The sequence below is a fragment of the Rhodoluna miladensis (SeqCode) genome (assembly GCF_965234705.1).
GTDB classification, from domain to species: Bacteria; Actinomycetota; Actinomycetes; order Actinomycetales; family Microbacteriaceae; genus Rhodoluna; species Rhodoluna miladensis.
Map to the genome: position 1 here is coordinate 900,274 of NZ_OZ248465.1, position 22,796 is coordinate 923,069.

Sequence of the window (22,796 nt, forward strand, 5' to 3'; positions counted from 1 at the left end):
CTAAGTTCCTCGGGGGTTTAAGAGCGCTTCTCAAGAGAATATTGTGGGGTTAACCCAACTTCTGTACCTAAAGTAGAAATCCACCTGGCCTGGTTATTGCGTGAATTCAGGACCACAGCTTTGGCAGCACCGACAGAATAGGCCTCTTATCTGGCATGCCAAGGAGCCAGCAGGCTCTAGTTCTATCAAACTAGCTTCGAGGGTACGGCGATATGAAACTTGGCCTAGGCCTACTTCTCGTTCTCGGTTCTTGAGAGCCTTTGAGACACGTAAACCGGGATTAGAGAAAGAGCGATTACCACAGTTGCCACCACGTTCACAACCGATGCTTGATTAGGTCTTGCCATTTCTTTCAAAATCCAAAGCGGCAGGGTGTCAACACCCGGAGGAGCAGTAAAGATCGTCACAACAACCTCGTCAAAGCTAAGGGCAAAGGCAAGAAGGGCACCCGCTGCAAAAGCAGTTCTGAATTGAGGGAAGGTCACAAGCCTGAAAGTTCCCCAGAGCCCCTCTCCTAGATCCATCGAGGCTTCCTGTAAGGATGGGTTCATGCGTTTCAATCTTGCGAATACGTTATTGAAGACCATGACAATACAAAATGTCGCGTGAGCCACAATCATGCCGAAGTATCCAATCTGGAAACCAGCAGGGGTCAAGAAGTTGCTGTAGGTGTTGCTAAATGCAACACCTGTCACAACGCCTGGCAACGCGATTGGCAAAACAACCAGAAGGTTTACTGTGCCTTTACCAAAAAACTCATACCGGCTCAAAGCAAATGCCACCAATGACCCCAGGACCATAGCGATGCACATCGCACCGAATGCCACAATGGCGGAGTTCAATAAAGCAGAGCGAATCTCCTGAGATTCGAATGCCACGACCCACCACTTGAATGACCACTCTGGAATCGGCCAAGCAGAAATCTGACGCTCGTTAAAGGCGTTCAGAATCAGGACAGTTAGCGGTGCGTACATGAAAATCAAAACCACTCCGACGATGGCCATGAGTGACCATCTGGAAGCGCGAGAGAATCTAAGCATCTTGTGCTACATCCTCTCCAGTGAACCGGTGCGCCTTGCAACCATCAAATACATGACGACGAAGGCAATTGGCACCATGGAAAACGCTGCAGCAACCGGAGGGTTCAGGTTAATGTTTGAGGCAATGATTGAACCAATCATTTGAGTTGAACCGCCCACGAACTTGGCAGCTAGGTAGTCCCCGAGGCTCAAGGAAAAAGTGAACACGCTCCCAGCAATAATCGCCGGCGTGATCAAAGGTAGAACCATTCGAAACACTGTTGGCCAACCCTTGGCACCTAGATCCGCCGAGGCGTCGAAAAGGTTCATAGGTAGTTGCCTAATTGCTGTAAACACCGGCAGAGCCATGTAAGGAAACCAAAGGTAGGCCAAAGTCAAAATTGTGACTGGAATTCCAAATCCAGGTCCATTTATTCCGAATGGTTCCATGAGCCAGTTAAACAATCCTTGCTCAGTAAAGGTAAGTCTCATTGCCAGTAGTTTTACTAGGTAACCAGCCCAGAGCGGCAAGGTGATAGCGACTGCAAGCAAGTTTCTAACCCATGGCCTAGCAATCTTTGCCATAAAGATCCCTAGAGGAATCGCAAATGCAATGCAGACAACGGTGACAGCAAGTGCGATAGCCAGTGTCCTAAAAGAAGTTGAAAGATAAGCAGGAACCGAGAAGATGTCTACGAAGTTCTGCAGTGTGAATCCAGGAATCACCTTGGATGTAAATGGATCAATAAACCAAAAAGCCGTCACCAGCAAAAGTGCAAGCGAGATTATGTAAACGCCGACCAGCCAAGTCATCGGCAAAGCCAGAAGGGCCACAAGCCTGGTGGTAGGTCTTTTGTGTAGGTAAGTAGAAAGCGGGCGGTTAGGAACCTTTTGAATTGCGCTCAATTTCTCACCTACTTAGTTGAAGAATTTGTCTTGAAGATTGGTATTGCCGGGTGGGGTTTTACCCCACCCGGCAAAGCTTTGGAATTAACCCTTTACGGTCACCCAAGCATTGGTCCAGTCTTGGAAGCTGGTGCACTTAACGTCAGTGCGTCCATCAACACACTCCTCAATTGGAGTGGTCCAAGGCCATACCTGATCCCAGAACGCCTCGTCTTCAGCTGCGAACTGGTCACAGTGAGCCTGAGTCTCGGCATTGGTTGCACAGAAGGCAATGTTTGCAGGAGCCATACCAAAGTTCATGGCGATTGCTCCGTTAACGCTTGCCTGGCTGGTGTAGTCGATCCATGCGTAAGCACAGTTCGAGTTTGGTGTGGTAGTTGAAACCAACCAAGTGTCATACCATCCAGTTGAACCTTCCTTCGGAAGTGTGGTCTTCAGGTTGTCCTGAGCCGCAAACTTCTTCAAGATTTCCCAGCTAGTTCCAACTACGGTGTTGCCACCAACGAAGGAAGTGATCTGAGCCACTGGGTCGGACCAGTACTCGCCGATGATGCCGTTCTGCTGCTTTAGCAGTTCAACAGCAGCAGCAAGCTGAGTCTCGTCCAGTGCGTAAGGGTTGGTGATGCCAAGCTCTGGCTTGGTTGACATCAAGTACACAGCTGCGTCAGCGATGTAAATTGGTGCGTCATAAGCGGTGATCTTGCCGGCGTATGGGCTGTCAGCTTCCCAAACAACGTCCCAGCTCTCTGGTGCTCCACCAGTTACGGTCTCGTTGTACTGAAGAAGGTTTGCACCACGGCCGATTGGAACACCGTATGGCTTACCGTTTACCACGTCATAGATCTGACCCTTCATACCTTCAGCAATTTCATCGCTGAAGTTAGGGATTAGCTCCATGTTTAGAGGCTGTACGTCTCCACCAACGATTAGGCGAAGTGCTGCGTCACCAGATGCTGAAACGATGTCGTACTCGCCTGTGCGCATCAAGGTAACCATCTCATCGCTGGTACCAGCTACGCGGGAGTTAACAACACAACCAGTTTCAGCTGTGAATGGGTCAACCCACTTTGGATCAACGAAACCAGACCAGTTAACGATGTTCAGTTCACCTTCGAAGGCACCGAGTTCGGCCTTCATTGGTACTTCTGGAACCGTAAGGGTCAGTTCGCCACTTGTTGTTGCACAACCAGATAGCACCAGGGCGCTAGCTGCAAGTAGTGCAGGAAGAGCTAGTTTGCTTCTTCTCATTTGTTTCCTCTCATTTATTGTTTGGAATCTTGGCGACGTGCTCCTTTCGGAATGTGGCCAATACCCTGTCACCCGCTTCAAGACTTAGTTCTTGCCCCGGTAACTCTTCATTTAGTCTGGTCGCCACTAGGCGCAAACCAGCTTCGGATTCCAACACATACAAAGTGTTGGCTCCGGTGTAAGCAACATCAACAATTGTTGCCTTGATACCAATTTCGTCCGACGCGCTTTTCGAGCCATCTTTTTGAAGCTTGATCCGCTCGGGACGTACATTGACCATCTGCTCAGAACCGAACAGTTCCTTTGCCGACGAACCCGAAATCAAATTCGAAACACCTAGGAAACTAGCTACGAAGGCTGAGGACGGGTTCTCGTAAACCTCACGAGGGGTTCCAATTTGCTCAATCTTTCCATGGTTGAATACTGCAATCCGGTCGCTCATGCGCATGGCTTCTTCTTGGTCGTGAGTGACAAAGATAAAGGTGATGCCAGCTTCACGCTGGATTCGCTTGAGCTCAACCTGCATCTCCTCGCGAAGCTGCTTATCTAGTGCACCGAGTGGCTCATCCAACAACAGCACTTTAGGGCGAAGTACTAGAGCACGTGCCAAAGCAATACGTTGTCTTTGACCACCCGAAAGCTGGTGAGGAAGGCGATCCGCCAAGTGAGTGAGCTTTACGGATTCAATTGCCTCTGAAGCTAGCTTGGAACGTTCGGCCTTTGGCATCTTTCTAGCGCGAAGACCGTATTCAACGTTTAGCTGAATCGACATGTGAGGAAAGAGTGCGTAGTCCTGGAAAACGGTGTTTACATCTCGGTCAAAAGGTGCCAGCTCCGTGACGTCAGACCCTTCTAGGAAAACCTTGCCGCTACTTGCTGTTTCGAAGCCAGCGATAATGCGAAGAACAGTTGTCTTGCCCGAGCCCGAGGGGCCCAGCATGGAGAAAAATTCGCCGTGAGGAATCTCTAGGTCAAGATTTGAAACGGCAGTGACATCGCCAAAGCTCTTGTTGAGATTTTTCAAGCTAACAGCAGAAGTCGCTGATTTTGGAGACGAGCTTTGAGCACTATGGGCATAGCTATTGTTCAAAATATCACCTAGTCAGTTTGGACTGCTTTGTCCCTTGAAGCATCCCCACTGCTTCCGAACATCCCCTAGCCTACCCGCGGAGCTAAAAAAGACTCGGCAAATCTGGGCCTCAAAAAAGTTGCGGTTTAATTAAGGTTTTCTTCTAGAGCTGCAGGGGTGCGCCATGAATTACTTGGAAGCTACTTAGTTTCCCCACTCGTTGGGAGGGCCCAGCCACAGCAAGAAACCAAAGAGTGACACCACAAAAACCGCCAGGGACAGAACTAGCAAGACCGGGCGAAAGATAAACCAGCGAAAGAGCTTGTCAAACCATGTGTTGTCTCTCGGGTCCTTAGTGCCCTCAATGCGCCACTCACCCTCGAGGGCGGAGCGCTTGTCGAGGTAGCGATCAAAAGGATAGGTAGCGAAAGGAACAATAGCCAGCACAACTGCCAATGCGGTTTGAGCAACCGGCCAACGCTGATTAACCCCAACCAAAACTGCGGCAACTGAATACCCGATGAAAGCAAAACCGTGAGTTGCACCAGCGATTGTGAATATGTTCGGTGATAACCCAATAGTTTCGCGTGCCACTATTGCGGCAATCAATAGTGCCCAAGTAAGCATTTCAATTCGAGCGAAGCTGCCAAATATGTCTTTAGGTTTTGCGTCCATACTCGAATCTTATTGCGACCGCGGTCCTTAAGACCCGAAGCCTGATGCGGCGCTACCTGTTGAGATCGCCCTCGTTTTGACCTTGATCATCTGATTCACCAGATCCATAGAAAGTATCTGGATACGCAGTGTTTGGTGAATAGCCAACAGGACCCGAATGCATATCTCCCTGGTTCATGGACTCAGGTTTTTTCTTAGCCTCTGGCGGCCTATAGACCGATGGGTCATAGCTGAGAACTCGGTTGAGCCAATTTAGGAATCCCACGTTTAGCTCCTGAATCCCTTTTTTGCCTCGCCCCAAATAAGTGCCACAAACATGGCCCCGACAATAAAAGTCGGAATCACAATCCAGGGCCAGATTTTGTTGAGCCAAAAAAGCATTACTTCGATTGTCTTCATGGGCCCCAAGCTAATTGGAACCTCTGACATCTATTGCTGGTCTTTGGTGACCGCCTTGTGGATTTCGGCAGTTAGCGCCTCTATTTTGAGGCTGAGCTCGTGCACCTGCTTAGTCAAAGCCAGGTTCTCCAGGTCAATTTGGTAGGTGTGGATTGCAAGTTCCGAATTGATTTGGTCTTCGCGCTTGGCAGCAATCAAAAGGATTGCTCCCTGAAGGGCAGCGACGCAGGAAAGAATCAGGTTCAGCAGGATAAATGGAAACGGATCGAATTTGCCATCGGAGTTGAAATACATCCAAACCGCAAGAAATGCTAAAGCGCCAAAGACAAACGGCCAGGACCCCATGGCATTTCTGAGCACATCCGCAGCTCGCTGACCGAAACTGAGTTGCTCTTTCCCAAATTTTGTAGTTGCTGGGTGTTCGTTCCAACGGGCCATGGTGTCTCCTCTTTCTATCGAGTCTGTCTCAAGGCTAACTGAGCGAACAGTTTTGGCCCGCAGGGGGCTATCGCCAGTGTTTTTCGACGTCTGGTTTCACCTCTAGATTAGGTGTCATGAAATCAATTCCACTCAAGAGCAGACACGAGGCACTTGGAGCGAGCTTTACCGACTTTGGCGGCTGGGAGATGCCGGTTCGCTACAGCTCAGACCTAGCTGAACACCACGCTGTTCGAAACGCCGCAGGCCTTTTCGATATTTCTCACATGGGTGAGATCTTCGTTGAAGGTAAGCAAGCTTCTGAACTTCTAGATTTCGCACTTGTCGGTGCTGCTTCGGAGATTGCAATTGGCCGCGCTAAGTATTCGCTTATCTGCAACGAAGCTGGCGGAATCATTGATGATTTGATTGTTTACCGACTTGGTCAAAACGCTTACCTAGTTGTTGCAAATGCCTCCAACCGCGAGGCGGTTGTAGTTGCTATGCAGCAGCGTAGTTCCGGCTTTGATGCAATAGTCAAAGACGAAAGCGATGCTTGGGTACTTTTGGCAATTCAAGGACCAAACTCGGTTTCGATTCTTTCAACACTTACTTCTGACGCACTAGATGATCTGAAGTACTACGCAATCTCTGAATCCGAAATTGCTGGAGTCAAGTGCCTTCTGGCTCGCACCGGATACACCGGAGAAGATGGCTTTGAGATCTACATTCCCGTGGAATCCGCTAGTCAAGTATTTGACGAGCTAGTCTCTGCGGGATCTACCCAGGGCATGCTTCCTACCGGGCTTGCTTGCCGGGATACTTTGAGGTTGGAAGCTGGAATGCCGCTCTACGGTCACGAGATGAATCTGGATATCAATCCCTACCAGGCAGGATTTGGCAAAGTTGTCAGGCTAGATAAGCCTGGGGATTTCGTTGGCAAAGCCGCTCTAACGAAATTGTCTGAAACCCCACCAACAAAGATGCTTGTTGGAATCGCAGGCGAAGGTAAGCGCGCAGCGCGCGCAGACTATGAAGTTTTTGTTGAAGGTTCCACTGCACCGATTGGGGCGGTGACCTCTGGGGCACTGTCGCCAACCCTTGGTTTTCCAGTGGCGATGGCCTACGTTGGTGCCGATTTTGCTCAAATCGACACGCCTATTAGCGTAGACATCAGAGGAGCTGTGACACCGTTTACAGTTGTGAAACTGCCCTTCTATAAAAGAGCTAAGAACTAACTACCCCCTAAAGGAACAATTCAGGATGATCAACCGCGAAGGTCTGAAATACACCAAAGAGCACGAGTGGCTATCAATCGAGGGCGATGTTGCCACCGTTGGTATCACGGAGTACGCAGCCGAGAAGCTAGGTGACATTGTTTTTGTTGACCTACCAAAGGTTGGTTCCTCTACTACTTATATGAAGATCTGCGGTGAGATTGAATCCACCAAGAGCGTCGGCGAGCTCTACGCACCAGTTGATGGCGAAATCGTTGAGGTCAACGATGTCGTCTCTGGAAACCCAGAGCTTGTAAACCATGACCCATTCGGTGCTGGCTGGCTAATCAAGATCAGATTTACTGAATTACCTACCCTGCTTACCCATGAGGAATACGCTGCGCTAACCGGAGAGGGCTAAGTCAAAAATTGCTTCCTGAGCACAAAGACTTCAAATACCGTCACATTGGCCCAACCGCGCAAGAGCAATCAGCCATGCTCAAAGAACTTGGCTACTCTTCCCTAGATCAACTAATGGCCACAGCTCTTCCCAAGGCAATCCAGTTCGAGGGTGAAGGAAAGCTTCCAGACCCACTTACCGAACAAGAAACTTTGAATGCGCTTCGAGAGCACGCTAACAACAACAGAATTACGACATCACTTATCGGCCAGGGCTACTACGGAACCTTTACACCAGGAGTCATTAAGCGAAACGTTCTAGAGAATCCTTCTTGGTACACCGCTTATACGCCTTACCAGCCTGAGATCTCCCAGGGTCGCCTCGAGGCAATTATCAACTTCCAAACAATGGTCAACGACCTAACCAGAATGAAAACAGCCAACGCGTCGATGCTTGATGAGTCAACAGCGGCTGCCGAAGCCATGTTGCTCTCACGCAGGTCTTCAACAAACGAGAGCAATGTTTTTTACGTTGACTCCGACACCATGCCGCAGACCAAATCATTGATTGAGCACAGAGCGCAGCCGGTTGGAATCACAATTGCCTACTTCGACGCAGCAAAGGGTGCAGCCGAATTAGCAGGCGAATACTTTGGTGTGATGGTGCAGTATCCAGGATCCTCTGGAAGATTGACACAACTAAAGCCAATCTTCGACGCAGCGCACGCTGTGAACGCAATGGCCGTTGCCGTAGCTGATCTGCTAGCACTTTGCTTGATCGCTCCTCCAGGAGAAGCCGGTGCCGACATCGTGGTTGGAACTACCCAGCGCTTTGGCGTTCCGATGGGATTCGGTGGTCCTCACGCCGGTTACCTAGCAGTTCGCGAAGATCTAGAAAGATCTATGCCTGGAAGGTTAGTTGGTGTTTCTTTGGATGCCGATGGCGCGCCTGCTTACCGATTAACTCTTCAAACCAGAGAGCAACACATTAGACGCGAGCGAGCAACGTCCAACATTTGTACCGCACAGGTACTTCTTGCCGTGATGGCTGGAATGTTTGCGGTCTACCACGGACCAAAGGGTTTGCGCTCAATTGCTCTAGAAGTCCACCAGAAAGCTCACGCACTGGCTGACGCTCTTCGGGCAGCTGGACTTACGATTTCCGAAACTGACTTCTTTGATACTTTCCAGGTCACCGGGGTCGACGCAAAAGCTATTTTTGAAAAGGGTAGACAGCAGAATCTGACAATGCGAGTTGTCAACGACTCAACAATCGGAATTTCGATTGATGAAACGATTAGTCCAGAAACCCTCAGCCAAATTTCTGAGGTCTTTGGTGCCAAGAAAGTTTCCTACGGGTACCGCCCATCTGGCCTGCTCAGAGTGGCAGGACTCGACCGAAAGTCAGAGTATTTGACCCATAAGGTCTTTAACTCTCACCATTCCGAAACTGCGATGCTTCGCTACCTAAAGCGCCTATCAGATTTTGATTACGCTCTCGATCGCGGAATGATTCCACTGGGCTCGTGCACCATGAAGCTCAACTCCACCACCGAAATGGAAGCTGTCACCTGGCCTGAGTTTTCCAACCTGCACCCGTTCTCGCCTAAGGAAGACATCCAGGGCTACCTATCGTTGATTTCTGAACTTGAAGGCTGGCTCTGCGATGTGACCGGTTATGACGCGATTTCTCTTCAGCCAAATGCCGGAAGCCAAGGCGAGCTAGCGGGCCTTATGGCCATTCGCGGCTATCACCTATCGCGCGGAGATTCTCAGCGAGAGATTTGCCTAATTCCATCGTCCGCCCACGGAACCAACGCAGCATCTGCAGTTCTTGCCGGTATGAAGGTTGTTGTTGTCGCCTGCGACGAGCTTGGCAACGTAGATCTTGAGGACATCAAGACCAAAATTAGTGAAGCCGGTGACAAGCTCTCTGCTCTAATGGTCACCTACCCTTCGACTCACGGAGTTTACGAAGAAGCCATCGCCGACATATGTGAAATGGTTCACCAGGCCGGTGGTCAGGTTTACATCGACGGTGCCAACACCAACGCAGTTGTTGGATATGCAAAGTTTGGGCTTTTGGGTGGAGACGTATCTCACTTGAACCTACACAAGACTTTCTGCATCCCTCACGGTGGTGGCGGTCCTGGTGTTGGTCCAGTTGCAGCAAGATCTCACCTTGCTCCATTCCTTCCTGGCCACTCGCTAGCTCAAATTGAGCTTCCAAACTTTGGACCTATCTCAGGAGCTCCGTTTGGTTCGGCCTCGATTTTGCCAATTTCTTGGGCCTACATTCGCATGATGGGAAACCAAAGTCTGCGCGATGCCACTTCGGTTGCAGTGTTGTCAGCAAACTACATCGCCATGAAACTAAAGGATCACTTCCCGCTTCTTTATACCGGCAACGAAGGACTAATTGCCCACGAATGCATTATCGATATCCGGGGCATGACCAAGGACACCGGAGTATCGGTAGATGACATTGCTAAGAGATTGATTGACTACGGTTTCCACGCCCCAACCATGAGCTTCCCGGTCTCCGGAACGCTAATGATTGAACCAACCGAATCTGAACCAAAGGTTGAAATTGACCGTTTCATTTCGGCGATGATTTCCATCAAGGGCGAAATCAACCAGCTCGGAAACGGTGAATGGAGTGCCGACGATAACCCGTTGAGGCAAGCTCCACACACCGCGAGAATGCTGGCCGAAGATTGGGACCACCCGTACTCGAGAAAGCTTGCCGTTTACCCGGTACCTTCTCAACACCAAGGCAAGTTCTGGCCGAAGGTTAGACGCGTGGATTCAGTGCACGGCGATCGAAATCTGGTTTGCTCGTGCCCGCCAATTGAGGCTTTCGCTTAAATCTTTTTTAGCGCTTCTTCGCAAACATCAGATTTACTAAACCAAGAGCTATCGCTGCGCCAACTATCTGGAATGCAATAAACCCCAGCACGCTTTCAGGAGCGATGCCTGCAAAAGTGTCGCTAAAGATTCTTCCGATGGTGACCGCAGGATTAGCAAACGAAGTTGATGAAGTAAAGAAGTACGCAGCACCAATCACGCCGGGCACTGCCAGGGCAATCAGGTTGGCTCGGTCGGTTCTAAGCAGCGACAAGATCACAAACAGCAACAAGGTTGTGGCCATGACCTCACCGATTGCCGTTCCGGCGTTGAATCTCGCAGTGGTCGAGATCTGAAAGATGGCCTGACCAAACATGGCGTTGGCAATAATGGCGCCGTAGATGCCACCGAGCACTTGAGACAACACGTAGGGAAGAATCTGCTTGGTTGGGAACTGCTTGGTAATCGCCAAAGCGATTGTGACCAGTGGGTTGAAGTGTGCTCCGGAAACCGGACCCAAAGTGAGGATCAGGATCCCTAAGACAAAGATCGTTGAGAGTCCGTTGACCAAAAGGGCAACGAGAGTGTCATCGGAGAGGTTGGTGCCCATGATTCCAGAGCCAACAACAGTTGCCACCAGAACGGTGGTTCCAAGGTATTCACTAAGCAGTGCGCGGTAGTTCACGTTGGTTGCTCCTTTACGCCAGCTGATTGCTTTTCAGTCTAGGAGCGTTAAGGTTTGGGGGTTAGTTGATTGGACCAGAAACTAAGTGAACTTCCGAAGAATATGACCTAAAGCGAAAAAGCCAGAGCTAGCCAACTAGTTGCTCGGCCAAAAGCTCTTTGACCCTTGGAGCAACCTTGGTTCCCAGTAGCTCAATGGACTTCATTAGCTTGGAGTGAGGCATTGGTCCTGTTGAGTATTTCAGGTCAAATCTTTGGGCGCCAACAGCCTTGATTGCGTAGGCCATCTTCTGTGCCACGGTCTCGGGAGAACCGACATACAAACTGCCGTTATGAACTTCATCCAGATAGTGGCCTTTTGTCATTGGACCCCAGCCGCGCTCTTGACCGATGCGACCAAAACTTGCCTGGTAGCTTGGCCAAAGTTCTTCGATGGCCTGCTCGTCAGTTTCTGCGATGTGACCTGGTGAGTGAATAGAGATTGGCCTTAGTGCGTGACCGAATTTTTCCATCGAATCGCGATACAACTTTGCAAATGGTGCAAAGCGTGCCGGGTCGCCTCCGATGATTGCAAGCGCAAGTGCAGCATCTAACCTGGCAGCACGAATCACAGAGTCAGGGGAACCTCCCACCCCCACGCGAAGAGGAATGCGTCCAGATTCAGTTTTTGGGTAAACCTCTTGGTTGACAAGTGGTGCGCGAACGCTTCCCGACCAAGTCACTGGCTTTTCCTTTAGCAGCTCGACCAACAGTTCAAGTTTCTGCTCGAATAGATCTCCGTAGTCTGCGAGTTCATATCCAAACAGTGGGAAAGATTCAATGAATGATCCGCGACCTGCAGTGATTTCTGCTCGCCCATTGGATAAAGCATCTACCGTTGCGAAAGCTTGGTAAACCCTAACTGGGTCTTCTGAGGATAAAACTGTGACTCCGGAGCCAAGTTTGATGCGCTTGGTCTGGGTTGCGATTCCAGCAAGAACGGTGTCAGGGGAAGTAACCGCAAAGTCATCTCTGTGGTGCTCGCCAATATCAAAGCTATCTAGGCCAACGGCCTCAGCGTGAACGGCCTCGGCAACTACGTTTCGAAGCACCTGGCCGGCAGTTTCTGGCGTGCCGTCGTCCTTTAGGGTCATATCCCCAAAGGTGTCTAGACCAAATTTGATCTCCATTTGCTTCACTTTCCTAGAGCTTTCTTGCCATTGAATAACTAAAGCCAACTCTAAAGCTGTCGAGTTTGTTCCCGAACTACCTTGTGAGAATGCTCCAAACCACTTGGATTGCCTTCATGGTGTCTGCTGGGGTTTCTTCCTGAGCTAAGTGTCCGGACTGAGGAATCACGAACAGGACCGAATCCTTGATCATGTTTGCGAGCGCTTCAGTATCAGCGGTTGCAACCACGGTGTCGGCATCTCCTGTTATCAAAAGCGTTGGCACAGTGATCTCATCTAGACGGTCTTTGACATCAAAGGCTCTGGGGGCACGGTTGAATTCCCAGAATCCCTCTTCCCAGCCGATGACACTAAGTGGTTCGCGGTAGCCGGCTTTAACTTCCTCAGTGATCAAGTCTTTGTTGTACCAAGATTCGTTTAGTAGATCCATGCCGCTGGAGGCAATTGATGAAACCAGTAGCGGGCCTAGGTGATCTAGTTGCGGGATGCTAAACACCCAGTTCAACCAACTAGGTGACCCACCAGTTGACAAAATAGCTGGTGATATCAGAATCAATCCTTGGATGGCGTCTTTGTTATCCACCACGTACTGAGCAGCAAGTGTTCCACCTGCGGAATGCCCGACCAAGATCACATCGCGCCCGCTGGCAAACTCAGTGATGAGCTGATCAAGAATCAGATCCTGACCTATCGATCCGTAAGGGTTCTCCCCTTCCCAGCTGGTGGGTCTTTCAGAAAGTCCGAAACCTGGTCTGTCATAGGCGATGACATCGCCTAATTGGCTCAAAGGTTCGGTCACTTCTCTGAATGAGAAGGTGTTGGCACCGAAGCCGTGCATAAGGAAAATGACTGGAGGATTGGAGCAATCCTTGCCCTCCTGGCAAGCAAAATCTGTTTTTTCGTAGTAGATATCGATTCCTTGGGCACTTGCGAAGGTTGCCCCCTCGCCCGCTACCTCTTTATAGGTGGCAGTGCCTGAGGTCTGAACCGGTATCAGAAAGGGAACAACCAGGATCAGCGCCAGCACAACCGCACCAATTACTGCAAGGATTCTTGAAATCTTCATTCCTCTAGCCTAAAGGGCTGACCCTAAAGGCGCGCTTGCCCCAATAGGTCTGGGAACTAGCTGAGAGATTCAATGTTTAGCCTTATGCGAGAAGGCTCTAGGTGGTTGGATTAGATGTTGCACTAAAAATCCGCACTTCATTATTTAGGGGACATCCTTGTTCAGATTAGCCACTGCCTCACTTGCCAACCGCTCCGTTGTCGGTCTATTGACCGTACTGATTGTGGCCTCGGGACTACTGTCCCTGACCTCTTTGAAGCAGGAGCTGCTGCCCTCGTTCGAAGTGCCACAGGCGTCCATAGTCACGCCGTATCCTGGCGCATCCCCTGAAATTGTCGATGCCCAGATTTCTTCCCTTATCGAAGATGAGGTTCGAACCCTAAACAACCTCGTAACGGTTCGCTCCACATCCAGTGCAAACCTTTCGGTTGTAAGGGTCGAGTTTGATTTTGGAACCACTACTGCCACCGTTGAAGAAGAGCTAAACCGAGTAATTGCAAACCTAAAGGACTCACTCCCCTCCGATGTGAGCCCCAGGGTAATCTCGGGCTCGTTTGATAGCGTCCCAATTATTGTTTTGTCAGTTGCCTCCACCACAGGAGATAACAACGAGCTCGCCGAAATCTTGGCAGATGTTGCAACCCCGATTCTTTCTCAGGTCCCAGGTATCCAGGAGATCACCGTTGCCGGAGGCAAGAAAAAAGAAATCACCTTGGATCTCAAGGCCAAAGTATTGCGCGATAACGGACTATCTCAGCAATCCATCGTTGAGGCGCTTCGCGCCAATGGCTTCATCATTCCCGCCGGATCAATCACCGATACCCAAGGTGAGCTACAGATTGAAGTTGGAACAAACGTAAACTCTCTAGAAGATTTCAAGAAGCTTCCGCTGATTTCATCGAACACCCAAAACGCTCAGGCTGCTGCTCAAGCAGCTGCCGCCCAAGCGGCTGCAGCACAAGCCGCTGCTGCGGCTGCCGCTGCAGGACAGGGTGCTCCAGGTATTCCAGCTGCGCCGAGTGTTCCAGCTGCACCTGCTGAGCCAGAGATTTTGACTATCGAAGAGGTTGCCGTTGTCACATACGACTACGAGCCGGTAACTTCCATTTCTCGCACAAACGGTTTGGACTCCCTCGGTATTCAGGTCACCAAGACTCAAGATGGAAACACTGTTGCTATCTCCAACGGCGTGGAAGCCAAGATTGAAGAACTCACCGACAAGCTTGGTGGCAACGTCGAAATCAGCACCGTATTTGACCAGGGACCTTTCGTTGAGAAGCAGCTTGAGAACCTAACCATTGAAGGATCTCTGGGGCTGACCTTTGCGATCCTGATTATCTTGGTGTTCCTAGGTTCGATCAGATCCACTCTGGTCACTGCTATCTCGATTCCTACTTCCCTGCTGGTCACCTTTGCTGGCTTGCTGGTTTCTGATTACAGCCTGAACCTATTCACCCTGAGTGCGCTAACTATTGCAGTTGGTCGAGTGGTGGATGACTCGATTGTTGTTATTGAGAACATCAATAGACACCTCTCATATGGAGAAGAAAAGAAGAGCGCAATTATACAAGCCGTGAAAGAAGTGGCAGGAGCGATTACCTCGGCCACCATCACAACCGTGGCCGTATTCCTGCCAGTAGCCCTAGTTGGCGGAGTGGTCGGAGAGCTGTTTAGGCCATTTAGCCTCAGCTTCACAATCGCACTTCTAGCCTCATTGATTGTTTCTCTAACAATTGTTCCGGTGCTGGCCTACTGGTTCCTGAAGACGCCAAAAAATGTAGTCTCCCTGGAGCAGATGTCCGAAAGCCAGCTTGCTTCACAGATGGAGCAGGCTCGCGAAGTAGAAGAGCAAAAAGAGAAAAAGAGCTGGCTGCAGCGAGGCTACATCCCAGTTTTGAAAACCACTCAGGCTCACCCGGTTATCACCTTGATTGCATCGGCTGCCGTGTTGGGCTTTACCTTCTCGCTAGTTCCTCAACTAAAGACCGACTTCATCGGTGATTTCGGAGGAGACACTTTCTCGGTTCGCCAAGAACTTCCAGCTGGAAGCACTTTTGAGCAGCGCGATGAAGCATCGAATGTTGTTGAATCACTAATCCTCGAACAAGACGGTGTTGAAACAGTTTTGGCAACCTTCGGTGGCCGAGCTGATGGCCGAGTCAACTTTGGTGGCAACGCTAATGCCACAACCATTCAGGTCTCACTTGCTAAGGATGCAGATGGCGATGCCATCAAGGATGCCATTCAAAAAGGCATCGACGCACGCTCTGACATCGGAGAGACTTCGATCTCAGCCGGCGGAGGTCCAGGTGTTGGCGGTTCTGGAACAATCGACATAAAGATTTCAGGAACCAACGACGAGGCACTTTTTGCAGCCGTTGAGAAGGTTCGAAGCGGCATGCTCGAAGTTGAAAACCTTTCCGAGATAACCTCTTCACTTTCAGAACAGCAAAGAACACTGAAAATCACTGTTGACCGAGTCAAGGCAGCCGAGTATGGGCTGACTGAAATCCAGGTGTCTGGACTTGTTTCAACAACTCTTCGCCCATCATCCATTGGTGATGTAAACATTGAGAACGAATCAACTCCGATCTTCCTAGTTCAGGAAGATACTCCTGCGACCTTGGAAGAGATCGAAGAAATTCAGATTCCAACTCGTCGCGGAGTGATTGAGCTAAATAAGATTGCTGACATAAGCGAGGTTCAGGCACCTGTTTCCATCACCAGCGAAAAGGGCGAGCGAGTGGCAACAGTTGCCCTTACCCCAGACACTGATGACTTGGGCGCTGTCACAAGAGACGTCACAGCCAAGCTTGCAGAGATTGAGCTTCCAGTCGGCGCGACCGCGACCATCGGTGGAGTTTCAGCTGAGCAGACCGAGAGCTTCCAGCAGCTGGGCCTAGCCCTGCTGGCTGCCGTAGCGATCGTTTACCTTGTTATGGTTGCGACCTTCTCGAGCCTGGTTCAGCCGCTAATCTTGCTGATCTCAATTCCGTTTGCCGCTACCGGTGCACTTGGTCTTCTATTGATTACTGACACACCCCTTGGTGTTCCAGCACTTATTGGAATGCTGCTGCTGGTTGGTGTTGTGGTGACGAATGCAATCGTTTTGATCGACCTTATAAACCAATACCGCAAGCAAGGTAGAACAATTCAGCAATCAATCATGGATGGTTCCCGTCAGCGCCTTCGTCCAATTTTGATGACCGCTTTGGCAACTATCTTCGCCCTGTCGCCGTTGGCGTTTGGAATTACCGGTGGTGGATTCATTAGCCAACCGCTTGCGATTGTTGTTATCGGTGGACTAGTTTCCTCGACCCTCTTGACTCTGGTGATTGTTCCGGTTCTTTACTGGTTGATCGAAGGACGCAAGGAGCGCAAAGCTCTCAAGGGACCAAAGAAGCCAAGGGGTAAGGCAAAAAGACTGGCCGAAGCCGCCCGCTAAGCTTGCTTAGTTATGAAGTCCTCTGAGAACCTAGTCTGGATCGACTGCGAGATGACCGGTCTCGATGTCGAGAAAGACTGTTTGGTCGAGATTGCAGTTTTAATCACCGACTCCGAGCTAAACATTCTGGATGATGGACTAAGCGTTGTTATCAAGCCTCGGGAAGACTCACTTGCTGGAATGGGTGAATTTGTCACCAACATGCACAAAGAATCGGGCCTGCTAGAACTATTGCCAGAAGGCTTGAATCTTGAAGAAGCGGAGGCACAGATTCTTGAGTACGTCAAGAAATTTGCCCCGGAGGCAAGAACTGCCCCGTTAGCTGGAAACTCCATCGGCACCGATCGGATGTTTATCAATCGCTACATGCCAATTCTCGATGCTCACCTGCACTACAGAAATGTTGATGTTTCATCAATCAAGGAACTTGTCCGCAGGTGGTACCCAAAGGTTTATTTCCAGCTGCCTAAAAAATCGGGCGGACATCGCGCCCTTGCCGACATCAGGGAATCAATCGCCGAGCTGGTCTACTACCGTAAGACCGTGCTGGTGGAAGCCCCTGGTCCAACAAGCGTTGAGGCCAAGACAAGCGCCGATCAAACGCAATAGAATAAAAAGGCTTTGAAGCCAAAAGGCTTCAAGACATGGTGGGTATAGCTCAGCTGGTAGAGCGCCTGGTTGTGGTCCAGGAAGTCGCGGGTTCAAGTCCCGTTACTCACCCCAAGTTGAGACTCAAACACCCTTCCTAAACTAGCTACCCTTATCTAATGACTTCCTTTATCGCCTCCCCCGAGGTCGCCGACGCTCTTGCAACCGGCAAGCCCATTGTTGCCCTCGAGAGCACAATAATTTCGCATGGTTTACCAAGACCAAGAAATCTAGAGGCTGCCAAAGAGTTTGAGGAAATACTTCGCTCCAAGGGGGTTGTCCCAGCAACAATCGCAATTCTCGATGGCGTGCCAAGAATTGGTCTGGATGAAGTTGGCATAAATCGCATCGCTAACGAGGACCTTGCTAAAGCCAGCGTTCGAGACATCCCTATTCTTGCCGCCAGAAAAGAGTCGGGGGCAACCACCGTTGCTGCAACCGCCCACCTAGCCTCGCTAGCCGGAATTAGAGTCTTTGCAACAGGCGGACTGGGCGGAGTTCACAGAGGCGCAATTGAAACATTTGACGAATCCGCTGACCTCTCAACTCTTTCGGTGACTCCAATAACGGTGGTTTCTGCCGGAGTGAAATCGGTTCTAGATATTCCAGCAACTCTTGAGCGACTTGAGACCTTAAGTGTTCCAGTGATTGGCTTCAAAACCAAAGAGTTTCCAGCGTTTTGGCTAACCCGCTCTGGCTACACCCTGGACTGGTCTTTGGATTCTGCGCAGCAGGTTGCTCTCGCCATGAAGGCGCAGGATGATCTTGGCCATGGTCAAGGAATGGTTGTTGCAAACCCAATTCCAATCGAGAAGCAGTGGGATCCGATTGAGCACGATCGCGTGCTCGCAATTGCTTTTGAAGCGGCTAAGAAAGCCGGCGTCACCGGCAAGGCTGTCACCCCATTCCTGCTTGGATTTATCGTCGAAGAGTCAAAGGGTAAATCGCTGGAGGTAAACCTTGATCTAGCTCGCAACAACGTTGCGGTTGCTGCGGATATTGCGAAAGCTTGGGCGGAGCTCAAGTGAGCAAGATTCTGGTAATTGGAGATGTCATCGAAGATGTCATCGTTATTCCAGAATCTGAGATACGCCCCAACACAGACACCAACTCAGCAATCCACAAGTCCATGGGTGGCCAAGCTGCCAACGTTGCATCGTGGCTTGCCTTTTTTGGAATTCAAACGAGATTCGTCGGTTGCGTGGGTTTAACCGATGTTAGAAAACTGGAAGCTGAGCTTGACCAAATCGGAATAGAGGCCGCTCTTCAGTCAAGTGCCAAACCAACCGGTTCACTAGTTGTTCTGGTTCAAGGAGCTTCGCGTTCGATGCTCACTGACCGTGGTGCAAACCTAGGTCTAAATCTTCGATCGATTGATCCAACAGGATTTGCAGCAGTTTATCTCTCGGGGTATTCACTTTTTGGTCGAGCTCTTGGGGAGATCAAGGACTTTGCTGCAAGGGTCAAACAAGCAGGCGCCCTTTTGGCGATTGATCCAGGCTCCTATGGATACATCAAGGACCACGGGTTGGAGGAATTCAAAGATCTAATCTCCGAGGCCGATCTGATTTTTCCAAACCTCGAAGAAGATCAACTCCTTGGACTATCAGGGGCTGTGGCTCTAAGTGTTGTGACCAAGGGTCAAAACGGGGCTGAAGCTCACTGGGCCAGCGGCCAAAGCATTGAAATTGCTGGTCTGGCCACCGAGTCGATTGACCCAACTGGAGCCGGCGATGCCTTCTGCGCTGGGTTCTTGGCTTCCTTGGTCGCTAATGAGCGCTTCCAGGACCTTAGGCCTGAAATAGTCCAAAAGGCCCTGAAATCGGGCGTAGAGGCCGGTTCTAAGGCGGTTTCGCTGGTAGGAGCTAGGCCTTCCTTCAACTCTGGAGTGTAGGTTGAGAGTTTTCCCCAGCCAAAAGCACTAACCTTCAAGGAAAACTTCAAGTTATCCACAGAGTTATACACTTGTATTGTGGTATCACTTTGGTAGCATTATGGTATGGCTATGACACTTAGATTGACACAAGAACTAGATCAAACGCTCGAGGCTACTTCGGAGCGCTTGGGTATTTCAAAGCAGCAGGCAGTCACCAGGGCAGTCGAGATGTACATCGACGCCATGGCCGAGCGCCAGCAGGTACTAGATGCCATGGACGCCCTCATGGTTCAGGACAAGAAGCTGATGGAGCGGCTGGCTGACGCTTGACCAAGTTTGTCAGCTTCGAGGCTGCACAGCAAATAGTTCAGTACCACGGCTTCTACATCAAAGACGCTGGCTTGCTGGGCTCTGCCATTGCGCGTCCTCGTACCAGCTTGTTTGGAGAAGATGCCTACCCGGCATTTGAACTAAAGGCAGCTGCCATGATGCACTCGGTGATCAAGAATCACTCATTGGTCGACGGGAATAAGCGCACAGCTTGGTCGCTATTTTATTACTTCCTCTACATCAACGGCGTTGGCCACACCATGGACGATGACCAGGGATTCGATTTAGTCCTGGGATTGGCCACCGATCGATACAGCATCGAACAAGCTGCCGGAATCATTGCTAGGCACATTGTTCCTCTAAAGAACTAGTTACTTTTCAGTAGCCCTCTGAATAACAAGTTCCCTCACCCTGGCAGCATCAGCCGAGCCGGCCATAGCCTTCATAACCGCACCAATAACAGCTCCGGCAGCCTGAAGCTTTCCTTCACGGATCTTTTCAAGCACATCAGGCTGTTCGGAAAGTACTTTGTCGATAGCGGCAAGAAGTGCACCGTCATCGGAAACAACTTCGAGTCCACGCTTGGCAACAATTTCTTCAGGATCTCCCTCGCCTGCCAATACTCCAGTTAGAACTTCACGAGCTAGGCGGTCGGTGAGTTTTCCACTCTCAACTAGTGCTGCAATCTGTGCGACCTGTGTTGGGGTTATCGCAAGTTCTGCGATGTCTTTATCTTCGCTGTTAGCGATTCGAGCAAGCTCACCGGTCCACCACTTTCTGGCAGCTTGTGGCTTGGCTCCAGCTTTAACGGTGTCGTCGATTTCATCTAGCAAATCTGAATTCACAACATCGCGGAACTCTAGATCGCTAAAGCCCCAAAGCTCTTGAAGTCGCTTGCGTCTAATCGCAGGCTTCTCAGGAAGTGTTGCGCGTAGCTGCTCAATCCACTCCTTCGAAGGCTGGATTGGGACAAGGTCTGGCTCAGGGAAGTAGCGGTAGTCATCTGCATCGGATTTTGGTCGTCCGGAAGAAGTTGCCCCACGGTCTTCGTGCCAGTGACGAGTTTCTTGGATGATTGCAGTGCCCTGAGATAGCAAATGGGCCTGGCGCTGAATTTCGTATTTGACCGCGCGCTCGATGCTGCGCAGTGAGTTCACGTTCTTGGTCTCGGTTCGAGTGCCAAGTTTTTCTTGACCCTTAGGGCGAATAGAAACGTTGGCGTCACAGCGCACGTTTCCTCGCTCCATGCGAGCATCAGACACACCAAGGTTTTTAACAATCTCGCGAATCGAGCGGACATAGGCAGCAGCTAGTTCAGGTGCTTCATCGCCTGCGCCATAGATCGGCTTGGTCACAATTTCCACCAGTGGGACACCGGCGCGGTTGAAATCAACCAGTGAAAATTCCGCTCCTTGGATCCGGCCAGTTGAGCCTCCAACGTGGGTTAGCTTTCCAGCGTCTTCTTCCATGTGTGCTCGCTCAATTGCAACAGTAAAGACCTTGCCCGATGGAACCTCGATGTCGATGGTTCCCTCAAAGGCAATTGGCTCGTCGTACTGGGAGGTCTGGAAGTTTTTGGCCAGATCCGGATAGAAGTAGTTCTTCCTTGCGAAGCGACCGGTTGCGGCTATTTCGCAGTCGAGGGCTAGCCCAATCTTGATTGAATTCTCAATAGCCTTGCCGTTTACAGCAGGCATTGCTCCAGGAAATCCTAAACAGTTTGGGCACACATTGGTGTTTGGCTCATCACCGAACACGTTTGCGCAACCACAGAACATCTTGGTGTTTGTGTTTAGTTCGACGTGTACCTCTAAACCAATAACAACTTCATAAGCTTCTAGTGCCTTCTGGTAATCCATTAGCTGATCTTTGGCCATTAGTTCACCTCAAGCTTCGGTGCAAAATCCAGCATGGATTTTGACCACTTGTTTTCAAGTAGTTTTTCTAAAACCGCGCCGACCTTGTAGAGTCTTGCGTCTTGCCTTGCTGGGGCTAAGAACTGAGCTCCAACTGGAAGGTTGTCTTCGCTTGCAAGACCTACCGGAAGACTCATTCCTGGAATGCCAGCAAGGTTGGCCGGAATTGTTGCGATGTCGTTTAGATACATAGCCAGCGGATCTTCTTGTTTTTCTCCAAGCAGAAAAGCTGTGGTTGGCGCAGTTGGCGAAACTAACACATCGGCTTTTTCAAAGGCCTTGGCAAGATCTGCCTGAATTAGAGTTCTTACCTTTTGAGCGCTTCCGTAATAGGCGTCGTAGTAGCCAGAAGAAAGTGCATAGGTACCAAGGATGATTCTTCGCTTAACTTCTGCACCAAAACCTTCTTCGCGGGTTGCTGCCATTACCTTTTCAACGGTTGCTGCACCTTCTGGCATGACACGTAATCCAAATCGAACCGAGTCGAAGCGAGCCAGGTTTGAAGATGCCTCAGCTGGCTGAATTAAGTAGTAGGCAGCGATGGCGTATTGAAAACTTGGGCAGGAAACTTCAACGATTTCAGCCCCTGCGGCAACCAGCAGATCAAGAGCTTCCTGGAACCGCTCGGATACCCCGGCCTGGAAACCTTCACCGGTAAGTTCCTTGATGATTCCAATTTTTAGTCCCTTGACCGAATCGTTCTTGGCAGCTTCGGTCATTGAACCAAGGGATTCTGGCAGCGAGGTCGCATCCATCTGATCGTGGCCCGCGATGGCATCGTGCAACATGGCCGCATCCATCACGTTTCTTGTGACGGGACCAACTTGATCCAATGAAGAGCCCAGTGCGATAAGTCCGTATCTAGAAACCGCTCCGTAGGTTGGCTTTACCCCAACAGTTCCAGTGACCGCCGCAGGAAAACGAATGGATCCTCCGGTGTCAGAACCCAAGGCAAGTGGTGCCTGCATGGAGGCAACGGCTGAGGAAGATCCTCCTCCTGAACCTCCAGGAGTTCGAGCAAGGTCCCATGGGTTTAGCGATGGACCGTAGGCGGAGTTCTCAGTGGAAGAACCCATAGCAAATTCATCCAGGTTGGTCTTTCCGAGAATTGGCATGCGGTGGGTAAGAACCTTTTCGACCACTGTGGCGTTATAAGGAGGTACCCAGCCCTTCAAGATTTTTGATCCGGCGGTAGTTTCAATTCCGATTGTGGTGAGGTTGTCTTTGACTGCAATTGGCACACCCGCGAGCGCCGAAAGCTTCTCACCCTTGGCACGAAGCTCGTCAACCTCGCGAGCTTGAGCCAGGGCCAGTTCGTGAGTGACGATTAGGTAGCTGTTGAGCTTGGGGTTTAGCTTGTCGATGTTATCTAGCTGGGCTTTGGTTAGCTCGACCGAGGAGATTTCCTTGGAGGCCAGCATCGAAGCTAGTTCATGGGCGGACTTGTTTAGAAGGGACATTATTGT

At 50.5% G+C, this 22,796-nt stretch carries 21 protein-coding genes and 1 tRNA gene; 10 read left to right on the plus strand and 12 right to left on the minus strand.

Going from position 1 to position 22,796, the window contains the following annotated elements:
• Window positions 1-230: 230 nt before the first annotated feature.
• From AC8GDC_RS04480 to AC8GDC_RS04510, 7 genes are all read right to left on the minus strand, one after another.
• Complete coding sequence (locus AC8GDC_RS04480; RefSeq protein WP_506557470.1) at window positions 231-1,040, minus strand: ABC transporter permease; 810 nt, start codon at window positions 1,038-1,040, stop codon at window positions 231-233.
• A gap of 6 nt (window positions 1,041-1,046) precedes the next feature.
• Window positions 1,047-1,925, minus strand: a complete 879-nt coding sequence (locus AC8GDC_RS04485) for an ABC transporter permease (protein ID WP_506557471.1) — start codon at window positions 1,923-1,925, stop codon at window positions 1,047-1,049.
• Between the two features lie 84 nt (window positions 1,926-2,009).
• The gene (locus AC8GDC_RS04490) at window positions 2,010-3,173 is read right to left on the minus strand and encodes an extracellular solute-binding protein (RefSeq protein WP_506557472.1); all 1,164 of its coding nucleotides are present in this window, start codon (window positions 3,171-3,173) and stop codon (window positions 2,010-2,012) included.
• A gap of 10 nt (window positions 3,174-3,183) precedes the next feature.
• Window positions 3,184-4,263, minus strand: a complete 1,080-nt coding sequence (locus tag AC8GDC_RS04495; RefSeq protein WP_506557473.1) for an ABC transporter ATP-binding protein — start codon at window positions 4,261-4,263, stop codon at window positions 3,184-3,186.
• Between the two features lie 183 nt (window positions 4,264-4,446).
• The gene (locus AC8GDC_RS04500; protein ID WP_506557474.1) at window positions 4,447-4,917 is read right to left on the minus strand and encodes a DUF3817 domain-containing protein; all 471 of its coding nucleotides are present in this window, start codon (window positions 4,915-4,917) and stop codon (window positions 4,447-4,449) included.
• 52 nt (window positions 4,918-4,969) lie between these two features.
• Window positions 4,970-5,182, minus strand: a complete 213-nt coding sequence (locus tag AC8GDC_RS04505; RefSeq protein ID WP_506557475.1) for a hypothetical protein — start codon at window positions 5,180-5,182, stop codon at window positions 4,970-4,972.
• 164 nt (window positions 5,183-5,346) lie between these two features.
• Window positions 5,347-5,754 (minus strand): DUF1003 domain-containing protein, encoded by a 408-nt coding sequence (locus tag AC8GDC_RS04510; RefSeq protein ID WP_506557476.1) that lies wholly within the window; start codon window positions 5,752-5,754, stop codon window positions 5,347-5,349.
• A gap of 116 nt (window positions 5,755-5,870) precedes the next feature.
• Between AC8GDC_RS04510 and gcvT the strand changes: the two genes are divergently transcribed.
• The 3 genes from gcvT (at window position 5,871) to gcvP (ending at window position 10,217) form a co-directional block, all read left to right on the plus strand.
• Complete coding sequence (gene gcvT, locus AC8GDC_RS04515; protein WP_506557477.1) at window positions 5,871-6,971, plus strand: glycine cleavage system aminomethyltransferase GcvT; 1,101 nt, start codon at window positions 5,871-5,873, stop codon at window positions 6,969-6,971.
• A 25-nt stretch (window positions 6,972-6,996) separates the two neighbouring features.
• Window positions 6,997-7,371 carry a glycine cleavage system protein GcvH gene (gcvH, locus tag AC8GDC_RS04520; RefSeq protein ID WP_506557478.1) on the plus strand — a complete coding sequence of 125 codons (375 nt, stop codon included), beginning with the start codon at window positions 6,997-6,999 and terminating at the stop codon, window positions 7,369-7,371.
• A gap of 74 nt (window positions 7,372-7,445) precedes the next feature.
• Window positions 7,446-10,217, plus strand: a complete 2,772-nt coding sequence (gcvP, locus tag AC8GDC_RS04525) for an aminomethyl-transferring glycine dehydrogenase (RefSeq protein ID WP_506558468.1) — start codon at window positions 7,446-7,448, stop codon at window positions 10,215-10,217.
• A gap of 7 nt (window positions 10,218-10,224) precedes the next feature.
• On the opposite strand, the gene AC8GDC_RS04530 is transcribed toward gcvP, so the two are convergent.
• The 3 genes from AC8GDC_RS04530 to AC8GDC_RS04540 all read right to left on the minus strand — a co-directional run bounded on the left by AC8GDC_RS04530 (window position 10,225) and on the right by AC8GDC_RS04540 (window position 13,115).
• A complete protein-coding gene (locus AC8GDC_RS04530) occupies window positions 10,225-10,881 on the minus strand; it encodes an aquaporin (RefSeq protein ID WP_506557479.1) in 657 nt (218 codons plus the stop codon).
• 127 nt (window positions 10,882-11,008) lie between these two features.
• On the minus strand, window positions 11,009-12,049 hold the full coding sequence (locus AC8GDC_RS04535; RefSeq protein WP_506557480.1) for an Atu2307/SP_0267 family LLM class monooxygenase: 1,041 nt from the start codon (window positions 12,047-12,049) through the stop codon (window positions 11,009-11,011).
• 76 nt (window positions 12,050-12,125) lie between these two features.
• Window positions 12,126-13,115 (minus strand): alpha/beta fold hydrolase, encoded by a 990-nt coding sequence (locus AC8GDC_RS04540; RefSeq protein ID WP_506557481.1) that lies wholly within the window; start codon window positions 13,113-13,115, stop codon window positions 12,126-12,128.
• Between the two features lie 157 nt (window positions 13,116-13,272).
• Between AC8GDC_RS04540 and AC8GDC_RS04545 the strand changes: the two genes are divergently transcribed.
• The 7 genes from AC8GDC_RS04545 (at window position 13,273) to AC8GDC_RS04575 (ending at window position 19,785) form a co-directional block, all read left to right on the plus strand.
• On the plus strand, window positions 13,273-16,560 hold the full coding sequence (locus AC8GDC_RS04545; RefSeq protein WP_506557482.1) for an efflux RND transporter permease subunit: 3,288 nt from the start codon (window positions 13,273-13,275) through the stop codon (window positions 16,558-16,560).
• A gap of 12 nt (window positions 16,561-16,572) precedes the next feature.
• Window positions 16,573-17,169 carry an oligoribonuclease gene (gene orn, locus AC8GDC_RS04550; protein WP_506557483.1) on the plus strand — a complete coding sequence of 199 codons (597 nt, stop codon included), beginning with the start codon at window positions 16,573-16,575 and terminating at the stop codon, window positions 17,167-17,169.
• Window positions 17,170-17,207: 38 nt separating this feature from the next.
• Window positions 17,208-17,283, plus strand: a tRNA-His gene (locus tag AC8GDC_RS04555).
• Between the two features lie 44 nt (window positions 17,284-17,327).
• Window positions 17,328-18,236: a pseudouridine-5'-phosphate glycosidase gene (locus AC8GDC_RS04560; RefSeq protein WP_506557484.1), complete on the plus strand. Its 909-nt coding sequence runs from the start codon at window positions 17,328-17,330 to the stop codon at window positions 18,234-18,236.
• Complete coding sequence (locus tag AC8GDC_RS04565) at window positions 18,233-19,102, plus strand: carbohydrate kinase family protein (protein WP_506557485.1); 870 nt, start codon at window positions 18,233-18,235, stop codon at window positions 19,100-19,102. Before AC8GDC_RS04560 ends, AC8GDC_RS04565 begins: the two co-directional genes overlap by 4 nt.
• 105 nt (window positions 19,103-19,207) lie before the next feature.
• Window positions 19,208-19,414: a hypothetical protein gene (locus AC8GDC_RS04570; RefSeq protein ID WP_506557486.1), complete on the plus strand. Its 207-nt coding sequence runs from the start codon at window positions 19,208-19,210 to the stop codon at window positions 19,412-19,414.
• On the plus strand, window positions 19,411-19,785 hold the full coding sequence (locus AC8GDC_RS04575) for a type II toxin-antitoxin system death-on-curing family toxin (protein WP_506557487.1): 375 nt from the start codon (window positions 19,411-19,413) through the stop codon (window positions 19,783-19,785). Before AC8GDC_RS04570 ends, AC8GDC_RS04575 begins: the two co-directional genes overlap by 4 nt.
• Here AC8GDC_RS04575 and gatB read toward each other — a convergent pair whose 3' ends face one another.
• A complete protein-coding gene (gatB, locus tag AC8GDC_RS04580; protein ID WP_506557488.1) occupies window positions 19,786-21,291 on the minus strand; it encodes an Asp-tRNA(Asn)/Glu-tRNA(Gln) amidotransferase subunit GatB in 1,506 nt (501 codons plus the stop codon).
• Complete coding sequence (gatA, locus tag AC8GDC_RS04585) at window positions 21,291-22,790, minus strand: Asp-tRNA(Asn)/Glu-tRNA(Gln) amidotransferase subunit GatA (RefSeq protein WP_506557489.1); 1,500 nt, start codon at window positions 22,788-22,790, stop codon at window positions 21,291-21,293. The genes gatB and gatA overlap by 1 nt, the downstream gene beginning before the upstream one ends.
• Between the last annotated feature and the right edge of the window lie 6 nt (window positions 22,791-22,796).